We start from the raw sequence: 21,123 nt of genomic DNA, 5'->3' as shown, positions 1-21,123 counted from the left end.
GTCGCCGACCGCGGCGCGGCGCGACGGACCGGCAGCGGCCGGTCGGTCGGCGATGGAGCGCTTCGCCGACCGGGTGCCGGACCTCCTCGCCGGCTACCTCGCGTTCGTCGCGACCTTCTGTGCCCTCACGGCGATCGTGCCGCCGCTGCGCGCCCCGCTGGAGTGGCTGCGGACCGCGATCGAGGTCGTGTCGGTCGAGGCGCCGCCGAGCCTGGCCACCGCCACCTTCCTGGGCATCCTCGCGTCCGCCGTACGCCGGCGGATGCGTGTGGCGTGGTGGTTCGTCGTGGCCTACGTCGTGCTCGGTCGGGTCCTGGGCGGTGTCGAGTTCACGATCGACACCGACGCGGCCGACCCGGTCACCCTCGTCGTCGGGGGCACCGGGACGTGGCTGCGTCTGGTGTTCGGCGTCGCGTGGCTCGTGATCCTGCTCGTCGCCCGCCGGCGGTTCACCGCGCGGACGCAGCACCACAGCGGGTGGCGCGCGCTGGGGACCTACCTCGCCCTCGTCGTCGCCGGCACCCTGCTCGGCTGGGGCCTGCTGGCGCTGTTCCCGGGCACGCTGAGCAGCACCGCGGACCGGTTCGGGTGGGCCGTCACGTACGTGCTCGGCGGCCTCGGCGACCCCGGAGCGGTGGGCATCGACGGCGCCGGCCCGCGGGCGGTCACGTTCCTGTGCGGGCTCTTCGGCGCCCTCGCCGTGCTGGCCGCGGCGTACGTGCTGTTCCGGCCCCGGCCCGATCGCCGCCATCTCGATCCCGCGGACGAGCAGCGGCTGCGGGTGCTGCTCGACCAGTACGGCGACGACGACTCGCTGGGCTACTTCGCCACCCGCCGCGACAAGGCCGCCGTGTTCTCGAGGACGGGCAAGTCCGCGGTGACCTTCCGTGTCGTCTCGGGCGTCAGCCTCGCCAGTGGGGACCCGATCGGCGATCCGGAGGCGTGGCCGGGCGCGATCGAGGTCTGGCTCGACGAGGCGCGCCGGTACGGCTGGTTGCCGGCCGCGATGGGCGCGAGCGAGCGCGGTGCCCGCGCCTATGCGGCCGCGGGGCTGAGCGTCGTCGAGCTGGGGGACGAGGCGGTCCTCGACGTCCGGGAGTTCTCGGTGGAGGGCCGGTCGATGCGGGTGGTCCGCCAGGCCGTGAGCCGGGTGGAGCGGGCGGGCCACACCGTCCGGATCCGGCGGCACGCCGACCTCTCCCCGGACGAGATGAAGGAGGTCGTCGAGCGCGCCGACGCCTGGCGCGACACCGACGCCGAGCGCGGCTTCTCGATGGCGCTCTCCCGCCTGGGCGACCCGGCCGACGGGCAGTGCGTGCTGGTCGAGTGCTTCGACGGCGCCGGGGAGCTGCGCGCGCTGCTGTCGTTCGTGCCGTGGGGCCGCCACGGACTGTCCCTGGACCTCATGCGCCGCGACCGCACCGCCGAGAACGGCCTGACCGAGTTCATGGTCGCCTCGCTCGCCGAGCAGGCGCGCACCCTCGGGGTGGACCGCCTGTCGCTGAACTTCGCGATGTTCCGCGCCGCCTTCGAGCAGGGCGAGCGGATCGGGGCCGGCCCGATCGTGCGGCTGTGGCGGCGCCTGCTCGTGCTGGGGTCGCGCTGGTGGCAGCTCGAGTCGCTCTACCGCGCGAACGCCAAGTACCAGCCGATCTGGACGCCGCGCTACCTCTGCTACCGCGCCGCCCGCGACCTCCCGCGGCTCGGTCTGGCCGCCGCGGGCGCGGAGGGGTTCCTCACCACCCCGAGCCTGCGGACCCTGCAGCGCCGCGGCCTCGCCGCCGAGGGTGGCCCGGCGGTCGTCCTCCCCCCGCCGTCCCCGGTCGAGGCGGAGGATCCGGTCGCGGCCCAGCTCGCGGCCCGCCGCGCCCGGTTGCCCGAGCAGGTCCGCGTGCGGCACGCGAAGTACGAGCGGATGGTGGCCGACGGCGTCGACCCCTACCCCGTCGGCCACCCGCGCACCGCGAGCCTCGCGCAGGTCCGGGACCGGTTCGGGCACCTCGAGGCGGACGCGGCGACCGGCGAGCACGTGTCGGTGACCGGCCGGGTCGTGCGCGTCCGCGACTTCGGCGGGCTGTGCTTCGCGGTGCTGCAGGAGGGCGACACGCAGGTGCAGGTGATGCTCGCGGCCGACCGGCTCGGCCGCGACGGCGTGCGCGACTGGGCGCGGCAGGTCGACCTCGGCGACCACGTGGGCGTCACCGGCGAGGTCGGGACGTCCCGCCGCGGGGAGCTCTCCGTCCTGGCCGGCGAGTGGGCGATCACCGCGAAGTGCCTGCGCCCCCTGCCCGACAAGCGTCGCGGCCTGGCCGACCCCGAGGCCCGGGTCCGGCAGCGCTACCTCGACCTGGTGGTCAACGGCGGGGCCCGCCGCATGCTGCGGCAACGGTCGGACGCCGTGCACGCGGTGCGCGAGTGCCTCACCGGCCGGGGCTACCTCGAGGTCGAGACCCCGATGCTGCAGCCGGTGCACGGCGGCGCGAACGCCCGGCCGTTCATCACCCACATCAACGCCTACGACATGCGCCTGTACCTGCGCATCGCCCCCGAGCTGTACCTCAAGCGGCTGATGGTCGGCGGGGCGGAGAAGGTGTTCGAGCTCAACCGCAACTTCCGCAACGAGGGCGCGGACGCCACCCACAACCCCGAGTTCACGATGCTCGAGGCGTACGAGGCCTACGGCGACTACGACACCATGCAGACGATGGTGCAGGACATGATCCAGCAGGCGGCTCGCGCCGCGCTGGGCGGCACCGTCGTCGTCCACCAGGGCCGCGAGTACGACCTCGGCGGGACCTGGCGCGCGACGACCGTCAACGGGGCCATCTCGGACGCCCTGGGCGAGGAGATCACCGCCGACACCACCGTCGAGGAGCTGCGGCGCCACTGCGATCGCATCAAGGTCCCTCACGACCCGAACTGGGGCCGCGGTGCCGTGGTCCTGGAGCTCTACGAGCACCTCGTCGAGGACCACACGCTCGAGCCGACCTTCTACCGCGACTTCCCGACCGACGTGTCACCCCTCACCCGCGCGCACCGCGACGACCCGCGGCTCGCCGAGCGCTGGGACCTGGTCTGCTTCGGCGCCGAGATCGGGACCGCCTACTCCGAGCTGATCGACCCGGTCGAGCAGCGCAAGCGGCTCACCGAGCAGTCGCTCCTGGCGGCCGGCGGGGACGCCGAGGCGATGGAGCTCGACGAGGACTTCCTGCTCGCCCTCGAGTACGCCATGCCGCCGTCCGGCGGGCTGGGGATGGGCGTCGACCGCATGGTCATGATGCTGACCGGCAGCACCATCCGCGAGAGCGTGCTCTTCCCGATCGTCCGGCCCGGACGCTGAACGAGGAGCCCGTACGGCGGGACCTCACCGCAGGAGCGCGGCGGTCAAGGTCGCGACGAGCCAGTCCTCGTAGCCCTCGGGGGTGTACCCGAGGCGATCGACGAGCAGGTCGTGGGTCTCGGGGGAGGCGACGGCCCAGAGGGTGTCGACGGCGGCGTCGCGGCCGAGTCCCGGCCGCAGGGCGCCGTCCGGCACGTCCTCGAGCAGGGCGGCGAGCGTGCCGCGGCGGCGGCGGTGCAGCTCGGCCCAGTCCGCGGCGATCTCGGGCTCGCTCGCCGCGGCGTCGCGGTAGAGCCGCCACCAGGGCGCCGCCCGTTCGGCCAGGAGCCGGTAGACGTGGACGATGGCCCGGAGCCGGGCGCCGGGGTCGTCGGAACCCCCGTGCGACTCGGCGGCGTCCGAGCGCAGCTGCCGTCGGTAGCCCTCGTCGGACCCGTCGCCGGGCGTGCTCCCGACCGCCGCGTCCGGCGGGGCCAGGGCCTGCTCGAGCACCGCGCGCAGCAGCGCGGGCTTCCCGCCGACGGCCAGGTAGAGCGTCTGCACCGACACGCCACCGCGGCGGGCGAGGGCGGTGATGGTGGTGGCGGTGTACCCGCCCTCGCGGAACTCCTGCGCGGCGGCGTCGACCAGCCGCCGTCGGGTGGCCGCCCGGCTCGCCTCGCCGACCCGTTTCTGCCGTGTCGTCACCCGTCCAGCCCTTCCCGTCGACGACGGAACGAGGTTTAGAGTGACATTCTAAAGCAGACGGCTCGAGGAGGACACCGTGGCCCACCTGGTCCGGGAGCGGCTCGCGCGGCGGATCCGTCCCCTGGTCACCATCACCGCTCCGCCCGACGAGGGCGTGGTCGTCGAGCGCGACGTCGCGGTGCCGATGCGCGACGGGGTGCGACTGCGGGTCGACGTGTTCCGGCCGGCCACCGACGAGCCGGTCGCGGTGCTGCTGTGCGCGCACCCGTACGGCAAGGACAACACCCCGCCGAGGCGCCGCCACGGCTGGGGCATCCCCCGCCAGTACCGCGTGCTCACCCAGAGCAGGCCGATCTCGCACTCCGCGTGGACCGGCTGGGAGGCCCCCGACCCCGCCCACTGGGTGGCGCGCGGGTACGCCGTGATCAACGCCGACCTGCGCGGGTGGGGCCGCTCGGAGGGCGAGGGGGAGCTGTTCTCCGCGCAGGAGGGCCGCGACGGGCACGACCTCGTCGAGTGGGCCGCGGCGCAGTCCTGGAGCACCGGCCGGGTCGGGATGACCGGCGTGTCCTACCTGGCGATCTCGCAGTGGGCGGTCGCGGCCGAACGGCCCCCGCACCTCGCGGCGATCTGCCCCTGGGAGGGGTTCACCGACGCCTACCGCGACTTCGCCCGTCCCGGCGGCGTCCGCGAGGACGGTTTCGCGGTCATGTGGACCACGATGCTGCGGCTGGCGAGCGGCAAGCCGGTGACGTTCCGCCACGAGCAGAAGCGCCGGCCGCTGCACGACGCCTGGTGGGCCGCGCGTGCCCGCGACATCGAGAAGATCGACGTCCCGGCGCTGGTGTGCGGCAGCTTCTCCGATCACGACCTGCACACGCGCGGGTCGTTCGAGGGCTTCCGGCGCATCTCCTCGGAGCACAAGTGGCTCTACACCCACCGCGGACCCAAGTGGGCCACCTACTACTCGCCCGAGGCCCTCGCGGTCCAGGCCGAGTTCTTCGACCACTTCCTGCGCGACCAGGACACCGGCGTCCTCGGGCGACCGCGCGTGCGGGTCGAGGTCCGCGAGGACACCGACACCGTCAGCTCCGTGCACCAGGTCGCCGACTGGCCCCCGCCCGGCACCACGTACCGCCGGCTGCACCTCGACACCACCCACCGCGCGCTGTCCGAGATCGGCCCCGGCGAACCCACCGAGATGTCCTGGCGGACCCGCGGCGCCGGGCTCTCGTTCCGCTGGCACATCGACACCGACATCGAGCTCGTCGGCCCGATGTGCGCCAACCTCTGGGTGTCGCTGCCCCGGGGCGGCGACGTGTCGCTGTTCGTCGGGGTGAGCAAGGAACGCGACGGCCGGGACGTCGGGTTCGAGGGCTCCTACGGTTTCCGCGGCGACACGGTCACCCACGGCATGCTCCGCGCCTCGCACCGCCGCCTCGACCCGGCCCTGTCGGAGCCCGGGCGACCCGTGCACGCCCACACCGACGAGGAGCCCCTCGCACCGGGCGAGATCGTGCCCGTCGAGATCGCGCTGCTGCCCTCGGCCACCCTCTTCCGGGCCGGTGAGGTGCTGCGCCTCGACCTGCGAGGGCATTGGCTCCAGGCCCGCAACCCGCTGACCGGCCAGTTCCCCGCCGGCTACCGGCCCAGCGCCCGCGGCACCTGCGTCCTGCACACCGGTGGCGACCACGACAGCACCCTGAGCGTGCCCCTCGCCCCGTGGCGGTGAGCTCGGCACCGGCGCCATCGCGCGCGGGCGTGGCCAAGCGTCCGGATGAGCGGGAGCAGGGCCCCGAGCAGCGCAATCTGACGCGGACATCGCCCGGACCGGTAACCCCGGGTCGTCGCGCGGCGACACGGTGGCGAACCGGTCCGCCCTTCGAGCCCGTGGGGGTGGTCCTCGCGGGCAGGCGCTCGGCCTGTCCCTGACACCGAAGGTGCCGGATGACGGTTCATGTCGACGTCGAGTCGACCGGCTTCAGGCTGCGGTTCTCCGGGATCGACCTCGTGACCGGTGGCCGGCGAGAGCTCTTCGTCCCCTTCGAGCGGGTGCTGGGGACGCGGGTCCTGACGCGCGCGGACGCCGTGGCCTCGAGCCCCCACCTCGCCTGCCCGGGGTGGTCGTGGCTCCGGCGGGCCCGGGTCGGGTCCTGGGGGATCGGCGAGCGCCGGCAGCTCTGGAGCGTGCGGCGGGGCGGTCGCGTGGTGGTCGTCTACCTCAGTGGACGGCCGTTCCACCGCGTCGTCGTCGAGGTCGAGGACCCCGAGGGCGCGTACCGGCGTCTGGACGCGGCGCTGCTGCACAGCAAGAGGGTCGGCGCGCGGAGGTCGTTGCGACACCCGGGAGCGGACCACGGGGAGCCGGGCACCTCGTCCGGACGGCGAGGAGCCCGGGAGGCCTGACCGGTCGGCCCTCGACGGCGACGGTGACGGCTACGCTGCGTCGAACGGAGAGTGGGTGCGGATGGCCGAGCGCGACGGACCGCGGCGGGTCGACCAGGTCGACCGCCAGCTGCTCGGTCTCCTCAGCGCCGACCCCAGGGCGTCGGCGCGCAAGCTCTCCCGCGCGATCGGGATGTCCCCGGGTGCGGTCGGCGAGCGCCTCGAGCGGCTCCAGGAGCACGGCGTCATCCGCGGGTTCAGCCTGGACGTCGACCCGTCGGCGCTGGGGTTCGGCCTGGAGGTGCTCGTGGCCATCGAGCTGCGCCAGGGCAGCCCGGTGGAGAACACCATCGACCTGCTGTGGGGCATCGAGGAGGTCCAGGCGATCCAGCTCGTGACGGGCCGCTGGGATCTCGTGCTGACGATGCTCGTGCGCGACCAGCACCACCTGCGCGAGGTGCTGCTCGGGGCCGTGTGGTCGGTGGCGGACTTCCAGCACAGCGAGACGATGATCATCCTGGATCGGCGCCAGCGGGTCGCGATCGACCGCCCGGCGGCGGCCGAGGCGTCAGTCGAGGAGTAGCTCGCCGGCCGGGTCGGCGAGCACCGCCGCGACGCGGGCGAGGACGCGGGAGCCGAGCTCGCCGTCGACCAGCCGGTGGTCGAACGACAGCGACAGCTGCGTGACCTCGCGCAGCGCGACCTCGCCCCGGTACTCCCACGGCCGGCGCCGTACCGCGCCGAAGCACAGGATCGCGGCCTCGCCCGGGTTGAGGATCGGGGTGGCCGCGTCGACCCCGAACACGCCAACGTTGGTGATCGTGATCGTGCCGCCGGCCATCTGCTCCGGGGTGGTCCTCCCCTCGCGGGCGGTGGTGGTGAGCTCGGCGAGCGACCGGGCCAGGTCGACGAGGGTGAGCGCCGCGGCGTCCTTGATGTTGGGCACCAGCAGCCCGCGCGGCGTGGCCGCGGCGATGCCGAGGTTGACCGCGCGCGGGTGGACGATCTCCTGGTTCTCCTCGTCCCACCGGGCGTTGATGTCGGGGAAGTGCCGCACCGCCGAGAGCAGCGCCCGCGCGACCAGCAGCAACGGCGTCACCCGCACGTCGGCGAAGGCGGGGTGGGCCTTCAGCCGCTCGACGGTCTCGGTCATCGCGGTGACGTCGACGGTGACGAACTCGGTGACGTGCGGCGCGGTGAACGCGCTGGCGGTCATCGCCGCCGCCGTCGCCTTCCGCACGCCCTTGATCGGCACGCGGCGCTCGTCGGCGGGCGGCGCCCCGGTCGTGGCCGCGGTGGTGGCCTCGACGTGCCGGCGGACGTCCTCGCGCCGTACGCGGTCGCCCTCGAAGGCGACCTCGGCGAGGTCGACCCCGAGCTCCTTGGCCAGCATGCGGACCGGGGGAGTGGCCGGGGGTCGTCTCGTTCCCGGGCTCGCCGCCGCGGGCTCCGGCGTGGCCGGCCGGCGACGGCGCCGCTGGGTGCGCGCGGTGCTGGTGCCGTAGCCGACGAGGACGCTGCCGCTGCCGGCGTCCCCGCCCGCCTCCTCCACCTCGGCCGTGGCGGGCTGCGGGGACGGCTCGTCCGCCCCCACCGTGACGGCGATGATCGGCGAGCCGACGGCGACCGTCTCGCCCTCCGCGACGAGCAGCTCGGCGACGGTGCCCGCGAAGGGGCAGGGCAGCTCCACGGCGGCCTTGGCGGTCTCGACCTCGACGATCACCTGGTTGACGGCGACCTCGTCGCCGACCGCGACGTGCCACGCCAGGATGTCGGCCTCGGTGAGCCCTTCCCCGACGTCGGGGAGCGTGAAGGTCTCGGTGCTCACGGGATGCTCCGGGATCAGAAGTCGAGGGTGCGGTCGACCGCGTCGAGGACGCGGTCGAGGTCGGGGCGGTAGTGCTCCTCGAGGCGGGCGGCCGGGTAGGGGACGTTGAACCCCCCGACGCGCGTCACCGGGGCCTCGAGGGCGGTGAAGCAGCGCTCGGCGAGCGTCGCGGCGACCTCGCCGCCCAGGCCGCCGAAGGTCGGGGCCTCGTGCACCACGACCGCCCGCCCGGTCCGGCGCACCGACGCGACGAGGGTGTCGGTGTCGATCGGGGAGAGCGAGCGCAGGTCGACGACCTCGAGCGAGCGCCCCTCCTCCGCGGCGGCCGCCGCGGCGGACAGGCAGGTCTCGACCATCGAGCCCCACGTCAGCAGGGTCAGGTCGGTGCCCCCGCGGACGGTGCGGGCGGCGTCGACGGGCAGGACCAGGGGGTCGTCGGCGCTCTCGGCGACCTCGCCCTTGGACCAGTACCGGCACTTGGGCTCGAAGAAGATCACCGGGTCGTCGCACTCGATCGCCTGCCGCAGCATCCAGTGCGCGTCCTGCGGGGTGGCCGCGGCCATCACCCGCAGGCCGGCGGTGTGGGCGAAGTAGGCCTCGTTGGACTCGGAGTGGTGCTCGACCGCCCCGATGCCCCCGGAGACCGGGATCCGGATGACGACCGGCACGGTGATCCGGCCCCCGGAGCGGGCGTGGAGCTTCGCCAGCTGGGAGGTGATCTGGCTGAAGGCGGGGTAGACGAACCCGTCGAACTGGATCTCGCACACGGGTCGGTAGCCCCGCATGGCCAGCCCGATCGCCGTGCCGACGATCCCGGCCTCGGCCAGCGGGGTGTCGATGACGCGGTCGGCGCCGAAGTCCTTCTGCAGGCCGTCGGTCACCCGGAACACCCCGCCGGAGAGGCCGACGTCCTGCCCCATGACCATGACGGCGGGGTCGGACTCGAGCTCGTGGTGCAGGGCGCGGTTGATGGCGTGGGACAGGGTCAGCACGACGTCCTCCGGCTCAGTCGACGAACGTGGCGGCGTACGCGGCGTAGCCGGCGCGCTCGGCGGCCAGCGCCGGGGTCTCGGCGGCCAGCGTGTGGGCGAACATCGCGTCGACGTCCGGGTCGGGCATCGACCGGCAGGCGCGGCGCACCTCGGCGGCGAGGTCCTCGGCCTCGGCGTCGAGGTCGGTGAAGAACCCCGGATCGGCCCACTCGCGCCGGTCGAGCAGGCGCCGCAGTCGGTCGATCGGGTCGAGCGTGCGCCAGTGGTCCAGCTCGGCGTCGCTGCGGTAGCGGCGGGGATCGTCCGAGGTGGAGTGCCCGGCCATGCGGTAGGTGACCGCCTCGATCAGCGCCGGGCCCTCCCCGGAGCGCACCCCGTCGACGGCCCGGACGGTGGCCGCGTGGACGGCGAGGACGTCGTTGCCGTCGACGAGCTGGGTGGCCAGCCCGAACCCGGCGGCGCGCCGGTGCAGCGGCGCCCCGAACTGCGCGGTGGTCGGCGTCGAGATGGCCCACTGGTTGTTCTGGCAGAAGAACAGCACCGGCGCCGCGCGCGTCACCGCCCAGTTGAACGCCTCGCCGGCCTCGCCCTCGCTGCTCGACCCGTCGCCGAAGTAGGTCATGACGACCTCGTCGGCGCCGTCGCGCTGGGCGCCCATCGCGTAGCCGACCGCGTGCAGGAGCTGGGCGGCGAGCACCAGGGTGTAGATGTGGAAGCGGTACCGCGCCGGATCCCACCCGCCGTGGCGGACCCCGCGCCACTGGGCCAGCAGCTCCTCCGGCCCGATCCCGCGGCACATCGCCGCGGCGTGGTCGCGGTAGGACGGGAAGACCCAGTCGGTGTCGCGCAGGGCCCGGATCGACCCGACCTGCGCGGCCTCCTGGCCCCACGACTGCAGCCAGAGCCCGAGCTCGCCCTGGCGCTGGAGGTTGTAGGCCTCCGCGTCGAGGCGCCGGGCCAGGACCATGTCGCGGTGGAGCCCGCGACACAGGTCCGCGTCGACGATCGCGGCGGCCGGGTCGTCGGCCAGCTCGCCGTCGGGGGTGAGCAGCTGGAAGGGCGTCACCGTGACTCCTCTACCGGGGGTGGTGGTGAGGGGCGGCCGGGTCGACCGCGGGGTCGAGACCGCCGATGTGTCGTTCGGGTGCTCACATCATCGAGCATCTGGTGAACGATTGTCCAGAAGATCGCGCACCTTCATGGCCGATCGTGCTGGGACAGATGCTGTCACTGATCGATCGTTCGGATCGTATCGGACGCCGGCCCGTGCGAGCCTCTTCCCGTACGACATCGGCGACGAGGATCGCGAGACGATGCCCGCCCTCGTCCACGAGTGCGGCCCGCACCGACTGACGATCGATCAGGAGCGGACCTCGGTGCTCCGCACCGCGCACGACCGGAGGGATCGATGACGGCAGGACGGCCGATGCCGACCCAGGACGACGTGCTCGGGTACTTCGGCACGCTGTCCAACTGGGGGCGGTGGGGCGACGACGACGAGCGCGGCACCCTGAACCACGTCACCGACGCCGTCCGGCTGGCGGCGGCGCGGGCGGTGCGCCACGGCCGGAGCGTGTCGTGCGCGTGGGAGGTCGCGGCCCCGGAGGACATGGAGCGCGCGACGACGACCTGCCCGCGCGCCGTCGACATGCCGGGGGCCGAGGACATGCCGGTGGCCGCGTTCCACCGCGACCGGCGCTGGGGCTTCTCGTCCGAGCGCCTCGGCATGACGTTCCACGGCAACACGCTCACCCACGTCGACTCGCCGTGCCACCTCTTCTGGGACGGCGCGACGTACAACGGGCGCCCGCACACGGTGGTCGACGCGGCGACGGGGTCGGCGTGGGCGGCGGTCACGGCGGCGGCGGACGGGATCCTCACCCGCGGTGTCCTGCTCGACGTCGCCCAGGCGCGGGGCGTGCCGTGGCTGGCGCCGGGGCAGGGGGTGGTCCCCGACGACCTCGAGGAGGCCGAGCGCCGCCAGGGTGTCCGGGTGCGGCCCGGCGACGCGGTGCTCCTGCGGACCGGCCACGGCCGGGCCCGCCGCGAGGCCGGGGCGGCCGTGGGCGTCACCCAGGCCGGCTGGCACGCGTCCTGCCTGCCGTGGCTGCAGGAGCGGGAGGTCGCGCTGATCGGTGCCGACACCCCGCAGGACGTCCAGCCGTCGGGCTACGACGACGTGCTGATGCCGGTCCACGCCGTCGGCCTCGTGGCGATGGGCCTGTGGCTGCTGGACAACTGCGACCTGGAGGCGTGCGCGGCGACGGCGGCCGAGCTCGGCCAGTGGGACTTCCACCTCGCCGTCGCGCCGGTCCGTCTCGCCGGGACGTCCGGCAGCCCGGTGAACCCGATCGCGACGTTCTGACCCGGTCCGTCCGCGGCGACGTCCCTCAGCGGGGCGCGCCGTGGACCCGGCGCAGGGACCGCTTGATCGGCGCGCCGCCGCTGACCTGGAACACGCCGCCGAGGCAGCGCCCGAGCAGGCCCTTCGACCGCCGGTCGTAGTGCTCGGTGATCCGGGTGCCCGCGCCGTGCGGGGCCACGTGGAGCTCGAACGTGCCGCCCGGTCGGAAGATCCTCCCGTCGAGGAGCACGCCGCGCACGACCGAGTCGGTCCACTCGTAGGCGACGCGCTCCCACACGTCCACCCCGGGCAGCGCGGTCCCCTCGGTCACCTCGGCGGTGCCCGGTCCCAGCGCGTGCACGCGGAACAGGCGTGCGGTGAGGTTCGGCCAGATCTCCGGGCGGCGGTCCGAGAAGTCGACCATCGCACCGATCACCCGCTCCGGGGGATCGCGGACGTCGAGCTCGAAGCTGAACCTGGGCATCGGGCACCCCTCCGTGCGGGGAGCCGACCGTCGACGACGCCGCACGGTACTCCGCCGCGGGAGCGGCCCGGAAGCCGCGGAGGTCAGGGTCCCCAGGTCCGCAGCCACACGGTGTCGGGCGAGCGGCGCAGCTCGGCGAGCGCCTCCTCGGGGACCGCGGCCTCGGTGTCGGTGAGGACGTAGCCGCGCTCGCCGCGCGTCGAGAGCGCCTGGCTCACCACGTTCGCGCCGCAGTCGAGCAGGAGCTGGTTGATGCGGGCCAGCACCCCGGGGGTGTTGGTGTGCAGGTAGCCCATCCGGAAGGCGGTGGGGACCGCGGGCAGGGTGACCTCCGGGAGGTTCACCGACAGCGCGGTGACCCCGGTGCCCACGAACTGCAGCAGTTTCGTGCCGACGAAGTGCCCGATCTCCTCCTGCGCCTCCTGCGTGGAGCCGCCCACGTGCGGGGTGAGGATGACGTTGTCGAGCCCGCGCAGCGGCGACTCGAAGGTGTCGCCCTGCGCCTTGGGCTCGATCGGGAACACGTCGATCGCGGCGCCGGCGAGGTGGCCGGACAGGATGTTCTCCCGCAGCGACTCGTCGTCGATGACCATGCCGCGCGAGGCGTTGATGAAGATCGAGCGCGGCTTCATCTGCGCGAACTGCTCCGCGCCGAAGAGCCCCGCGTTCCCGGGGCGGCCGTCGACGTGCAGGCTCACGACGTCGGCCTCGCCCAGCAGCTCCTCCAGGGAGCCGACCTTGCGGGCGTTGCCGTGGGCGAGGCGGTCGGCGGTGTCGTAGAAGATCACGCGCAGGCCGACGGCCTCGGCGATGTTGGACAGCTGGGTGCCGATGTTGCCGTAGCCGACGATGCCCAGGGTGCGCCCGCGGAACTCGTGGCTGCCGCGCGCCGACTTGTCCCAGATGCCCTCGTGCATGCGCTGGGTCTTCTCCGGGAGCCGCCGGACCAGCGCGATGATCTCGCCGAGCACCAGCTCGACGACGCTGCGCGTGTTCGAGAACGGGGCGTTGAACACCGCGACCCCGCGCTCGGCCGCGGCGGCGAGGTCGACCTGGTTGGTGCCGATGCAGAAGCACCCGATCGCGAGGAGGTCCTTGCCGGCCTCGAGCACCTCGGGCGTGATCGTGGTGTTGGACCGGATCCCCAGCAGGGAGACCCCCGGCAGCGCGTCCGCGAGCTCGGGTCCGCTCAGCGAGGCCGACCGCACGTCGACCTCGAGGCCCGCGGAACGGAGCGCCTCGGCCGCGACCGGATGGATGTTCTCCAGGAGCAGGGCTTTCACGACGGGCAGCGTAGGCGCTCGCTCGCGGGCGGGGCCTGCGCCGGTGCTGCCCGCCACTCCCCGCCCTACTCCTCGTACGGGTTCGCCGGGCGCGGCACGGGACGCACGGACGCGGCGCGGACGGCCGCGGTGCGGGCGCTGCCGCCGGGGGCGGGCACGACGTTCCCGACGACCTCGACCCAGGTGCCGGCCGCGCGGCGGGTGGGGTCGCCGTCGACGTGGACGAGGTAGCTGCGGGCGTCGAGGGCGCAGCAGGTCATGACGGCCCGCGAGACCGACCAGCCGCCGGCGTCGTCGGGGGTGACGAAGCCGGTCAACGTCACGGTCCGCCCGGCGAGCGTCCGCCCGGCGTCCCAGGCGGCGCGGACCGCGTAGTCGTGGACGGCGAGGGGGACGGGGTCCCCGGCCGGCAGGGCGTCGTAGCGGGTGCCGGACGGGGGCGGCGGCACGGCCGGGTCCGCGCGCCCGGCGGCGAGGGCGCCGAGGGGCGGCGGCGTCACGACGAGGACCAGCAGCAGCGGCAGGCACAGCAGCCACCCCACGGCGGGGACGCGCCGGTGGTCGTGGGACCGGTCGGTGCGGCGGGCCGCGGCCAGCTCGGCGGGGGACGCGGCGAGGGGCCCGTGGGTGTGCCGCCGGGGACGGGACGGCCCGGGGTGGGACGGCTCGGGGTGGGGGTCGTCGCGCACGAACAGGCAGGCCAGGCCCAGCACGACGAGCCCGGCCGCGGTGACCAGCAGCCAGGGGCGGTGGGTCGCGCGGACGTAGTCCAGGTACTCCCCGGACAGCGTCAGGGTGAGCACCGCGCCCCCGAGGGCCACGAGCACGGCGGCACCGACCGCGCCCCTCACAGCAGCACCCCGCCCACGACGAGGACCGCGGCGATCGCCACGACGAACGTCAGCGGGGCGAAGCGCGCGGCGAACCCGGGCCCGAAGGTGCCGACGTGGAGGCTGGTCAGCTTCACGTCGACGGCCGGCCCGACGACCATGAACGCGAGCTGGGCGGTCGGGGAGAAGGCCGTGAGACCCGAGGCGATGAAGGCGTCGGCCTCCGAGCACACCGCGAGCAGCACCGCGAGCACCCCGAGGACCACGACCGAGAGCACCGGCACGCCGGCCAGCGCCTGGGTCCACTCCGGCGGGACGGCCATCGTCAGCGTGGCGCTGATCGCGGCGCCGACGACCAGGAACCCGCCGGCCTGCAGGAGGGCGTGCCGCGCGGTCAGGAGGACCTCGCGGCCGCGGGAGGGCTCCCCGTCCGGCGGGGGGTCGGGCGGGCCGGGGGCAAGGTCGGGTGCCCCGGCGACGCGGGTCCACAGGAACCCGACGACGAGCGCCAGGGCGGCCGAGGCGACCACGCGGGCAAGCACCATGGCCGGCCGTCCCGGGAAGGCGACCGCGGTCGCGACCACCACGACCGGGTTGACCGCCGGCGACGAGAGCATGAAGGCCACCGCCGCCGGCGGCCGGACCCCCCGCGACATCAGCCGCGCCGCGACCGGCACGGACCCGCACTCGCACCCGGGCAGGGCGGCGCCGGCCCCGGTCGCCAGCGGCACCGCCAGCCACGTGCGTCCCCCGAGCGTGCGCCGGACCAGGTCCGGGGAGACGAACGCCGAGATCATCGCGGCCACGAGCACCCCGAGCGCGAGGAACGGCAGCGCCTGCAGCACCACGGCCGCGAACAGCGTCGCCCAGGTCGCGATCCGCAGGTCGTCGCCGACGGCGACGGCCCAGATCTCGCGTCCGACCAGCATCGCGACGCAGACGGCCAGCAGCAGCCCGGCCGCGGGCAGCAGGGCGGCGCGGCCGTGGTCCGCGTCCGCCGGCGCGGAGCCGGGGTCGTGGCGCGTCGTCACGGGACCCGAGCTTGGCACCGTCCGTCGCAGGCACGACGGGCAGGACCGGCGATCCGGTGACCCCGAACCGGGCACGCGGCCCGTCGGCGGGACGGACGGTGCTCAGTCGGGCGCGCGTCGGAGCAGCAGGACGTTGTCGGTGACGGTGGCGACCTCGCCGTGCGGCCCGACGGCCTCGCGGCGCGGCATGTCCCGGCGCACGACCGGCCAGCGCGCCGGGTCGAGGTCGAGCTCGGCGGCGACCTCGTCGGGGGTGGGGAAGTGCGTGTCGGGGTCCTGGTTCCACGACCAGGGGGCGATCGAGCCGTGGTCGACGACCAGGAGCAGGCCGCCGGGGCGCAGCGCGCGGGCCGCGGCGCGCAGGACCTCGGCGCGGGCGAAGTCGACCACCGAGTGGAAGTACTGGGCGGTGACCAGGTCGAACTCGCCCGCCGGGAAGGTGCGCGGGAGCTCGTGGCGCTCGGGGGTGATCCGGTCGCCGAGCCCGGTCGCCGCCGCGTGCTCGCGCAGTCCGGCGACGGCGCTCGCGGCGATGTCGACGGCCGTGACCCGCCATCCCCGGCGGGCCAGCCACACGGCGTCGCCGCCGGTCCCGCAGCCGAGGTCCAGCGCCGCGCCCGGCGGCAGGGCGTCGGCGACCTCCACGAGCAGCGGGTTGGGTCGCAGGCCCCACGGGCCCTCGTACTGCCGGTAACGCTCGTCCCAGAACTGCACGGCATCGGTCATGCCCCCACCGTGGCCCGGCGCCCGCCCGGACGGCTCGCCTTCTTGCCGGAACAGCAAGTCGATCGCGGCCCGGCCGATACGGTATGTCGCAGGGCACATCATTCATCACTTCAGCAGGTGCTGAGGTGTTGCAGACTGCGGGTCGATCACGAGGAGGTCCGGAATGGTGCGTTCGTCCGGTCGTCGGCGGGTGCGGTGGGCGGCCGTCGTCCTCGTGGGGACAGTCGTCCTGGCCGGGTGCGGCGGGCGGCCGGCACCCGAGCCGGCCGGGCCGGGCGGGATCACCGAGGTCAACTGCGGCCTGCCGGTGAGCGTCCCGGGACCTCCGCAGCGGGTCTACGCGCTGTACCAGCCGGCCGCGGAGGCGGTGCACGCGCTCGGGCTCTCGGACCGCCTCGTCGGCACCTCGTACCACGGGGCGCCCGTGCTGCCCCAGCACGCCGAGGCGCAGGCCCGGGTCCCGAACCTGCCCGACCTGCCCTCCCGCGAGGCACTGCTCGCGACCGACCCCGACTTCGTGCTCGCCGGGTTCAACAACGCCTTCGCCACCGGCGGGTCGGAGAGCATCAGCACCCGCGGGGACCTGGGCCGGCTCGGCATCGCCACCTGGATCACCGCGCCGCTGTGCCCGACGCAGGACGGCCTGTCCGACGAGGCGATCGATCCGGCGCGGGTCTCGATGGACACGGTCTACGACGACCTGCGGGGTCTCGGCCGCCTGTTCGCCGTCCCCGACCGGGCGGACGCCGTCGTGGCCGACCTGCAGCGACGGGTGGCCGACGTGGCCGGGCGTGTGGCGGGCCGGCCCGCACCGCGGGTCGCGATCCTGCTGAACGACGACGACGGCAGCTACCGGGTCGCCTCGGGCATCGACTTCGGCACCCAGGTGCTCGCCATGGCCGGGGCGCGGAACGCCTTCGGCGACCTGACCGAGCGACGTCACGTCGCGGTGAGCAAGGAGGAGCTGGCGGCGCGCGACCCGGACGTCATCCTCACGTCCACGTGCTGCGACCCCGCCACGATCGGCCCGGACGGCGCGGCGGACGTCGCGCGGATCCGCGCCGACCCGGCGCTGAGCGGCACCCGGGCGGTGCAGGAGGGGCGGGTGTTCCCGTTCCTGTTCGAGGACCGTGCGGCCGGGGTCCGGGCGCCGTACGCGGCGGAGCAGGTCGCCGGCCTCGTGCACCCGCGATGACGACGACGGCGGCCGTCACGGGTCGCCGCCGGGCACCGGTCGGCGCGGCTCCGGCGATCGTGCTGGCCGCGGTCCTCGTCGCCGTCGCGACCGTGGCGTCGCTCAAGGTCGGCAGCCGGCCCCTGTCCTGGGGCGAGCTGCACGACGGGCTCCGGCACTTCGCCGGCCGGCCGACGGACATCGTCGTGCGCCACGTCCGGGTGCCGCGGACCCTGGCCGGCCTGATCGCCGGCGCCTGCCTCGGCCTCGCCGGCTGCGTCGCCCAGGGCGTCACCCGCAACCCGCTGGCCGGCCCCGGCACGCTCGGCGTCACCGCGGGAGCGGCCGGGGCGATGATCGCCGCGATGTCGCTGACGGGACTCGGCGCGCTCGGCGGCTACGTCTGGTTCGGCTTCGCCGGCGGCGCGCTGGCTACGGTGGCCGTGTACGCGATCGGCACCGCGGGCCGGGACGGCGCCACCCCGGTCAAGCTCGCGCTGGCCGGTGCGGCGGTGTCGGCGCTGATCACGTCGGCGGTCTCGGCGGTCGTCCTGCTCGACCGGGACCTGTTCGCGCGCTTCCGGTACTGGGTCCTCGGCTCGCTGGCGCGGGCGGACCTGGCCACGGTCGGCCAGGCCGTGCCGTTCGCCGTCGTCGGCGTCCTGCTGGCCGTCGCGCTCGTCCGCCGCCTCGACGCCGTCGCGCTCGGCGACGACACCGCGCAGGCCCTCGGCGCACGGCCCGGGACGACGCGGGCGCTGGGACTGGCCGCGCTCGTCGTGCTGGCGGGGACGGCGACCGCCGTCGCCGGCCCCGTCGCGTTCGTGGGGCTGGTCGCCCCGCACGCGGCCCGCGCGCTCGTCGGGACGGCCCACCGCCGGGTGCTCGTCCTCGCCGCGCTGCTGGCCGCGGGCGTCGTGCTGCTCGCCGACGTCCTCGGTCGCGTGGCGATCGCGCCCGAGGAGGTCCAGATCGGCGTCACCGCGGCCGTCGTCGGCGGACCGTTCTTCCTGCACCTGGTCCGCACCCGGAGGGTGGCGGCGCTGTGATCGTCCTGCGCCGCGGCGGGTTCTCGGCCCGCGTCCGGGTCCGCGGGGCGGCGGTCGGCCTGCTCGCCGGTGTCGTGGCCGCGGCGGTGGCGCTCGGCGGGGTCGCGGTGGGTCAGTACCCGATGTCGCTCGCGACCGTCCTCGGGGCGCTCGCCGGGCACGGCACGGTCGTCACCTACGACATCGTCGTGCTCGACCGGCTGCCCCGGGCGGTGGCGGGCCTGCTCGTCGGCGCGGCCTTCGGTGTCGCCGGCGCGGTGCTGCAGCGCACCGCGCGCAACCCGCTGGTGAGCCCCGACGTCATCGGCATCAACGCGGGCGCCTCGGCCGGCGCGGTCCTGGTGATCCTGGGTGGCGGCTCCGCGCTCGGGGTCACCGGGGGAGCGCTGCTCGGCGCCGCGAGCGCCGCGGTGGCGGTCTACGCGCTGGCCCACCGACGCGGGTTCTCCGGCCACCGCCTGGTCCTGGTCGGCCTCGGGATCGCCGCGATGCTCGGCGCCGCGGCGACCTTCATGCTCGGCCGCGCCGACGTGAACGCCGCCTACCGGGCCGCGGTCTGGCTGGTCGGCAGCCTGAGCGGGCGAGGCTGGACCGACCTCGTCCCGGTGGCGGTGGCCCTGGGCCTGCTGCTGCCGGTGGCCCTGGTGCTCTCGCGGCACCTCGCGCTGCTGGAGCTCGGCGACGACCTCGCCCGGGCGCTCTCGCCGCGGATCGCGCGCGCCCGCGCGACCCTGCTGGCCTGCGCGGTCGGGCTCTCCGCGTTCGCCACGGCGGCCGGCGGCCCGATCGGGTTCGTCGCGCTGGTCGCGCCGCAGATCGTGCGCCGGCTGCTCGGCGGGCGCAGCCCCGGCCTGCTCGGTTCGGCGGCGGTCGGCGCCCTCACCGTGGTCGCCACCGACCTCGTCGCGCGCACGGCGTTCACCCCCCGCGAGCTCCCCGTCGGGGTGCTGACGGCGCTGGTCGGCGCACCGGTGCTGATCGCCCTGCTCGTGCGCGCCCACCGGGTCGGGCTGAGCGGATGACCCTCTCCGGCCGGGACCTGCGCCTCGGGTACGGCGCCGACCGTGTGGTGATCGACGGACAGAGCGTCCGCCTGCCGGCGGGGCGGATCACCGCCATCGTCGGGCCGAACGCGTGCGGCAAGTCCACGCTGCTGCGGGGCCTGGCCGGGCTGCTGCGCCCGACCGGCGGTCACGTGCTCCTCGACGGGGACGAGCTCGCCCGGCTGCCGGCGCTCGAGGTGGCCCGGCGGGTCGGGGTCCTGCCGCAGGCGCCGGTCGCGCCCGACGGGATCACCGTCGCCGACCTGGTCGGGCGGGGTCGCCACCCGCACCAGCGGTGGTTCCGGCAGTGGTCGGCCCGGGACGAGGCGGCGGTCGAGGCGGCGCTGGCCGCCACCGGGCTCACCGACCTCGCCGACCGCCCGGTCGCCGAGCTCTCCGGTGGCCAGCGCCAGCGGGCCTGGATCGCGCTGGTGCTGGCCCAGGGCCCGGAGACGATGCTGCTCGACGAGCCCACGTCGTTCCTCGACCTCGCCCACCAGCTCGACGTGCTCGAGGTGCTGGCGGGCATCAACGCCGACGACGGGCGCACCGTGGTGATGGTGCTGCACGACCTCGAGCTCGCGGCGCGCTACGCCCACCACGTCATCGCGATGCACGACGGCCGGATCGTCGCCGAGGGCCGGCCGGCCGAGGTCGTGACCGAGGACGTCGTCGCCAGCGTGTTCGGGGTCGACGCCCTCGTGATCGAGGATCCCCTCACCGGCACCCCGCTCGTGCTGCCGCGCCCGCGTCGCCCGTGACGGGTGGGCGCGCGGGCGGGACGATCGCCGTCCACGTCACATCCGGGCGGCGACCTCGCCCATCTCCGACCAGCCCACGCCCTCGGGCAGCTCCTGGTAGACGATCGTCGGGACGCGCGAGACCACCGAGGGCAGCCAGCCGAAGAACCACTGCGCGTGCTCCGACGCGACGTGGGCCTCGCCCGCGGCCTGGTCGGCGTAGTTCGCCACCACGACGAACTCGCCCTGCCCCTCGACGCTCTCGTAGCAGGTGAAGTGCCGGTTCCCGGGCTCCTCGCGGACCTGCGCGCTGTAGCGCACGACGCCGGCGAGGAAGTCGTCGCGCCGGTCGGGGCGCACCTCGATGCTGATCACGATGAAGATCACGACTGTCCTCTCGTCGGGTGGTCAGGCCTCGCGCGCCCGGGCGTACGCCGCGGCCTCGGGAGCGGGGCGCTTCTCCCAGTCGGACGCGAGGACATCGGCGAGCCACGTCTCGGTGGCGACGACCGGCAGGATCCCGAGCCAGGTGTCGGTCATCCGCTCGAAGTGGGTGGGCGACCCGACGATCGTCTCGGCGAACGACCGGTGCCCGCAGGAGGCCGCGACCACGAGACGGCTGACCCGGTCCGGGTCGGTCGCGGGACGCAGCAGGCCCTGCTCCAGCGCGGCCCGCAGGTGGGCGGCGGTGCTGCTCGCCCAGTCGGCGTACCAGGAGCGGTGGGCGTCGGCGAAGTCCGTGGTGCCGGACATCGCCCGGCTCGCGCCCCGCACGAGGAGGTCGTGGCTCCAGCGGCCGACGTAGGCGTCGGTCTCGACCAGCAGCGTGCGCAGCGGGTCGAGACCGCGCCCGCCGATCGACCCGCGGACCAGGTCCCACGACGCCACGACCTCGGCCACGAGATCGGTGGCGAGCTGCTCCTTGGACCGGAAGTGGAAGTACATCGCGCCCTTGGTGCGCCCGGACGCGGCGAGGATGTCCGAGAGCGAGGCGGCGTCGTAGCCGCGCGCGTCGAACGCGCGCGCCGCCTCGAGCAGCAGGGTGTGGCGGGTGTCCCGGCCGCGCCGCTGGGGCGACGAGCCCGCGTCGGACCACCCGACGATCGGGACGTCCCACCAGCGCACGACGGACGCGTCCACGGCTCACCTCCGTCGGCCCGCTCGTCGCGCCGCGGGACCGGGGCCAC

Annotated in this window: 20 protein-coding genes; 9 read left to right on the top strand and 11 right to left on the bottom strand. The window is 75.1% G+C overall.

Features of this window, described 5'->3' with window-relative positions; all coding sequences use genetic code 11:
• Positions 1-52 precede the first annotated feature (52 nt).
• The gene (gene lysX, locus ACFPK1_RS00565; protein WP_378018954.1) at positions 53-3,340 is read left to right on the top strand and encodes a bifunctional lysylphosphatidylglycerol synthetase/lysine--tRNA ligase LysX; all 3,288 of its coding nucleotides are present in this window, start codon (positions 53-55) and stop codon (positions 3,338-3,340) included.
• A 24-nt stretch (positions 3,341-3,364) separates the two neighbouring features.
• Here lysX and ACFPK1_RS00560 read toward each other — a convergent pair whose 3' ends face one another.
• On the bottom strand, positions 3,365-4,027 hold the full coding sequence (locus tag ACFPK1_RS00560) for a TetR/AcrR family transcriptional regulator (RefSeq protein ID WP_378018953.1): 663 nt from the start codon (positions 4,025-4,027) through the stop codon (positions 3,365-3,367).
• A 76-nt stretch (positions 4,028-4,103) separates the two neighbouring features.
• Between ACFPK1_RS00560 and ACFPK1_RS00555 the strand changes: the two genes are divergently transcribed.
• The 3 genes from ACFPK1_RS00555 to ACFPK1_RS00545 all read left to right on the top strand — a co-directional run bounded on the left by ACFPK1_RS00555 (position 4,104) and on the right by ACFPK1_RS00545 (position 6,995).
• Entirely contained in the window at positions 4,104-5,759 is a 1,656-nt protein-coding gene (locus tag ACFPK1_RS00555) for a CocE/NonD family hydrolase (RefSeq protein ID WP_378018952.1), read from the top strand.
• Between the two features lie 215 nt (positions 5,760-5,974).
• Positions 5,975-6,433 (top strand): hypothetical protein, encoded by a 459-nt coding sequence (locus ACFPK1_RS00550; protein WP_378018951.1) that lies wholly within the window; start codon positions 5,975-5,977, stop codon positions 6,431-6,433.
• A 61-nt stretch (positions 6,434-6,494) separates the two neighbouring features.
• Positions 6,495-6,995, top strand: coding sequence for an Lrp/AsnC family transcriptional regulator (locus tag ACFPK1_RS00545; protein ID WP_378018950.1), 501 nt, complete (start codon positions 6,495-6,497; stop codon positions 6,993-6,995).
• On the opposite strand, the gene ACFPK1_RS00540 is transcribed toward ACFPK1_RS00545, so the two are convergent.
• Genes ACFPK1_RS00540 through ACFPK1_RS00530 form a run of 3 tightly spaced genes read right to left on the bottom strand, consistent with a single transcriptional unit; the run spans position 6,981 to position 10,298 of the window.
• Positions 6,981-8,240 carry a dihydrolipoamide acetyltransferase family protein gene (locus tag ACFPK1_RS00540; protein ID WP_378018949.1) on the bottom strand — a complete coding sequence of 420 codons (1,260 nt, stop codon included), beginning with the start codon at positions 8,238-8,240 and terminating at the stop codon, positions 6,981-6,983. The genes ACFPK1_RS00545 and ACFPK1_RS00540 overlap by 15 nt on opposite strands.
• A 14-nt stretch (positions 8,241-8,254) precedes the next feature.
• Positions 8,255-9,232: an alpha-ketoacid dehydrogenase subunit beta gene (locus ACFPK1_RS00535; protein ID WP_378018948.1), complete on the bottom strand. Its 978-nt coding sequence runs from the start codon at positions 9,230-9,232 to the stop codon at positions 8,255-8,257.
• Between the two features lie 13 nt (positions 9,233-9,245).
• A complete protein-coding gene (locus tag ACFPK1_RS00530) occupies positions 9,246-10,298 on the bottom strand; it encodes a thiamine pyrophosphate-dependent enzyme (RefSeq protein WP_378018947.1) in 1,053 nt (350 codons plus the stop codon).
• Between the two features lie 360 nt (positions 10,299-10,658).
• Between ACFPK1_RS00530 and ACFPK1_RS00525 the strand changes: the two genes are divergently transcribed.
• Positions 10,659-11,597 (top strand): cyclase family protein, encoded by a 939-nt coding sequence (locus ACFPK1_RS00525; RefSeq protein ID WP_378018946.1) that lies wholly within the window; start codon positions 10,659-10,661, stop codon positions 11,595-11,597.
• 25 nt (positions 11,598-11,622) lie between these two features.
• Here the strand turns inward: ACFPK1_RS00525 and ACFPK1_RS00520 are convergent, their stop codons facing one another.
• The 5 genes from ACFPK1_RS00520 to ACFPK1_RS00500 all read right to left on the bottom strand — a co-directional run bounded on the left by ACFPK1_RS00520 (position 11,623) and on the right by ACFPK1_RS00500 (position 15,930).
• Positions 11,623-12,060, bottom strand: coding sequence for an SRPBCC family protein (locus ACFPK1_RS00520; RefSeq protein WP_378018945.1), 438 nt, complete (start codon positions 12,058-12,060; stop codon positions 11,623-11,625).
• Between the two features lie 83 nt (positions 12,061-12,143).
• Positions 12,144-13,343 carry a phosphoglycerate dehydrogenase gene (gene serA / locus ACFPK1_RS00515; protein ID WP_378018944.1) on the bottom strand — a complete coding sequence of 400 codons (1,200 nt, stop codon included), beginning with the start codon at positions 13,341-13,343 and terminating at the stop codon, positions 12,144-12,146.
• A gap of 65 nt (positions 13,344-13,408) precedes the next feature.
• A complete protein-coding gene (locus ACFPK1_RS00510; protein ID WP_378018943.1) occupies positions 13,409-14,194 on the bottom strand; it encodes a TIGR03943 family putative permease subunit in 786 nt (261 codons plus the stop codon).
• The gene (locus tag ACFPK1_RS00505) at positions 14,191-15,204 is read right to left on the bottom strand and encodes a permease (protein ID WP_378018942.1); all 1,014 of its coding nucleotides are present in this window, start codon (positions 15,202-15,204) and stop codon (positions 14,191-14,193) included. The genes ACFPK1_RS00510 and ACFPK1_RS00505 overlap by 4 nt, the downstream gene beginning before the upstream one ends.
• A gap of 102 nt (positions 15,205-15,306) precedes the next feature.
• Positions 15,307-15,930 carry an SAM-dependent methyltransferase gene (locus tag ACFPK1_RS00500; protein WP_378018941.1) on the bottom strand — a complete coding sequence of 208 codons (624 nt, stop codon included), beginning with the start codon at positions 15,928-15,930 and terminating at the stop codon, positions 15,307-15,309.
• A 163-nt stretch (positions 15,931-16,093) separates the two neighbouring features.
• Between ACFPK1_RS00500 and ACFPK1_RS00495 the strand changes: the two genes are divergently transcribed.
• The 4 genes from ACFPK1_RS00495 to ACFPK1_RS00480 are packed head-to-tail and all read left to right on the top strand — an operon-like array spanning position 16,094 to position 19,957.
• Positions 16,094-17,125 carry an ABC transporter substrate-binding protein gene (locus ACFPK1_RS00495; protein ID WP_378018940.1) on the top strand — a complete coding sequence of 344 codons (1,032 nt, stop codon included), beginning with the start codon at positions 16,094-16,096 and terminating at the stop codon, positions 17,123-17,125.
• Complete coding sequence (locus tag ACFPK1_RS00490; RefSeq protein ID WP_378018939.1) at positions 17,122-18,153, top strand: FecCD family ABC transporter permease; 1,032 nt, start codon at positions 17,122-17,124, stop codon at positions 18,151-18,153. Before ACFPK1_RS00495 ends, ACFPK1_RS00490 begins: the two co-directional genes overlap by 4 nt.
• Positions 18,150-19,175, top strand: a complete 1,026-nt coding sequence (locus ACFPK1_RS00485; RefSeq protein WP_378018938.1) for a FecCD family ABC transporter permease — start codon at positions 18,150-18,152, stop codon at positions 19,173-19,175. Before ACFPK1_RS00490 ends, ACFPK1_RS00485 begins: the two co-directional genes overlap by 4 nt.
• The gene (locus ACFPK1_RS00480) at positions 19,172-19,957 is read left to right on the top strand and encodes an ABC transporter ATP-binding protein (RefSeq protein WP_378018937.1); all 786 of its coding nucleotides are present in this window, start codon (positions 19,172-19,174) and stop codon (positions 19,955-19,957) included. Before ACFPK1_RS00485 ends, ACFPK1_RS00480 begins: the two co-directional genes overlap by 4 nt.
• 36 nt (positions 19,958-19,993) lie before the next feature.
• On the opposite strand, the gene ACFPK1_RS00475 is transcribed toward ACFPK1_RS00480, so the two are convergent.
• On the bottom strand, positions 19,994-20,323 hold the full coding sequence (locus tag ACFPK1_RS00475) for a putative quinol monooxygenase (protein ID WP_378018936.1): 330 nt from the start codon (positions 20,321-20,323) through the stop codon (positions 19,994-19,996).
• 21 nt (positions 20,324-20,344) lie between these two features.
• A complete protein-coding gene (locus tag ACFPK1_RS00470; protein ID WP_378018935.1) occupies positions 20,345-21,076 on the bottom strand; it encodes a TetR family transcriptional regulator in 732 nt (243 codons plus the stop codon).
• Positions 21,077-21,123 lie beyond the last annotated feature (47 nt).

This window comes from Actinomycetospora rhizophila, from assembly GCF_042657905.1.
GTDB lineage: Bacteria > Actinomycetota > Actinomycetes > Mycobacteriales > Pseudonocardiaceae > Actinomycetospora > Actinomycetospora rhizophila.
The sequence above is the reverse complement of the archived record's forward strand: the minus strand, read 5'-3'. Positions and strand labels throughout refer to the sequence as shown.

Excerpts from the sequence above, each read along its gene's own strand:
- lysX (WP_378018954.1), top strand. The coding sequence starts at position 53 with ATGGAGCGCTTCGCCGACCGGGTGCCGGACCTCCTCGCCGGCTACCTC.
- ACFPK1_RS00550 (WP_378018951.1), top strand. The coding sequence starts at position 5,975 with ATGACGGTTCATGTCGACGTCGAGTCGACCGGCTTCAGGCTGCGGTTC.
- ACFPK1_RS00545 (WP_378018950.1), top strand. The coding sequence starts at position 6,495 with ATGGCCGAGCGCGACGGACCGCGGCGGGTCGACCAGGTCGACCGCCAG.
- ACFPK1_RS00525 (WP_378018946.1), top strand. The coding sequence starts at position 10,659 with ATGCCGACCCAGGACGACGTGCTCGGGTACTTCGGCACGCTGTCCAAC.
- ACFPK1_RS00520 (WP_378018945.1), bottom strand. The coding sequence starts at position 12,060 with ATGCCCAGGTTCAGCTTCGAGCTCGACGTCCGCGATCCCCCGGAGCGG.
- ACFPK1_RS00500 (WP_378018941.1), bottom strand. The coding sequence starts at position 15,930 with ATGACCGATGCCGTGCAGTTCTGGGACGAGCGTTACCGGCAGTACGAG.
- ACFPK1_RS00495 (WP_378018940.1), top strand. The coding sequence starts at position 16,094 with ATGGTGCGTTCGTCCGGTCGTCGGCGGGTGCGGTGGGCGGCCGTCGTC.
- ACFPK1_RS00490 (WP_378018939.1), top strand. The coding sequence starts at position 17,122 with ATGACGACGACGGCGGCCGTCACGGGTCGCCGCCGGGCACCGGTCGGC.
- ACFPK1_RS00480 (WP_378018937.1), top strand. The coding sequence starts at position 19,172 with ATGACCCTCTCCGGCCGGGACCTGCGCCTCGGGTACGGCGCCGACCGT.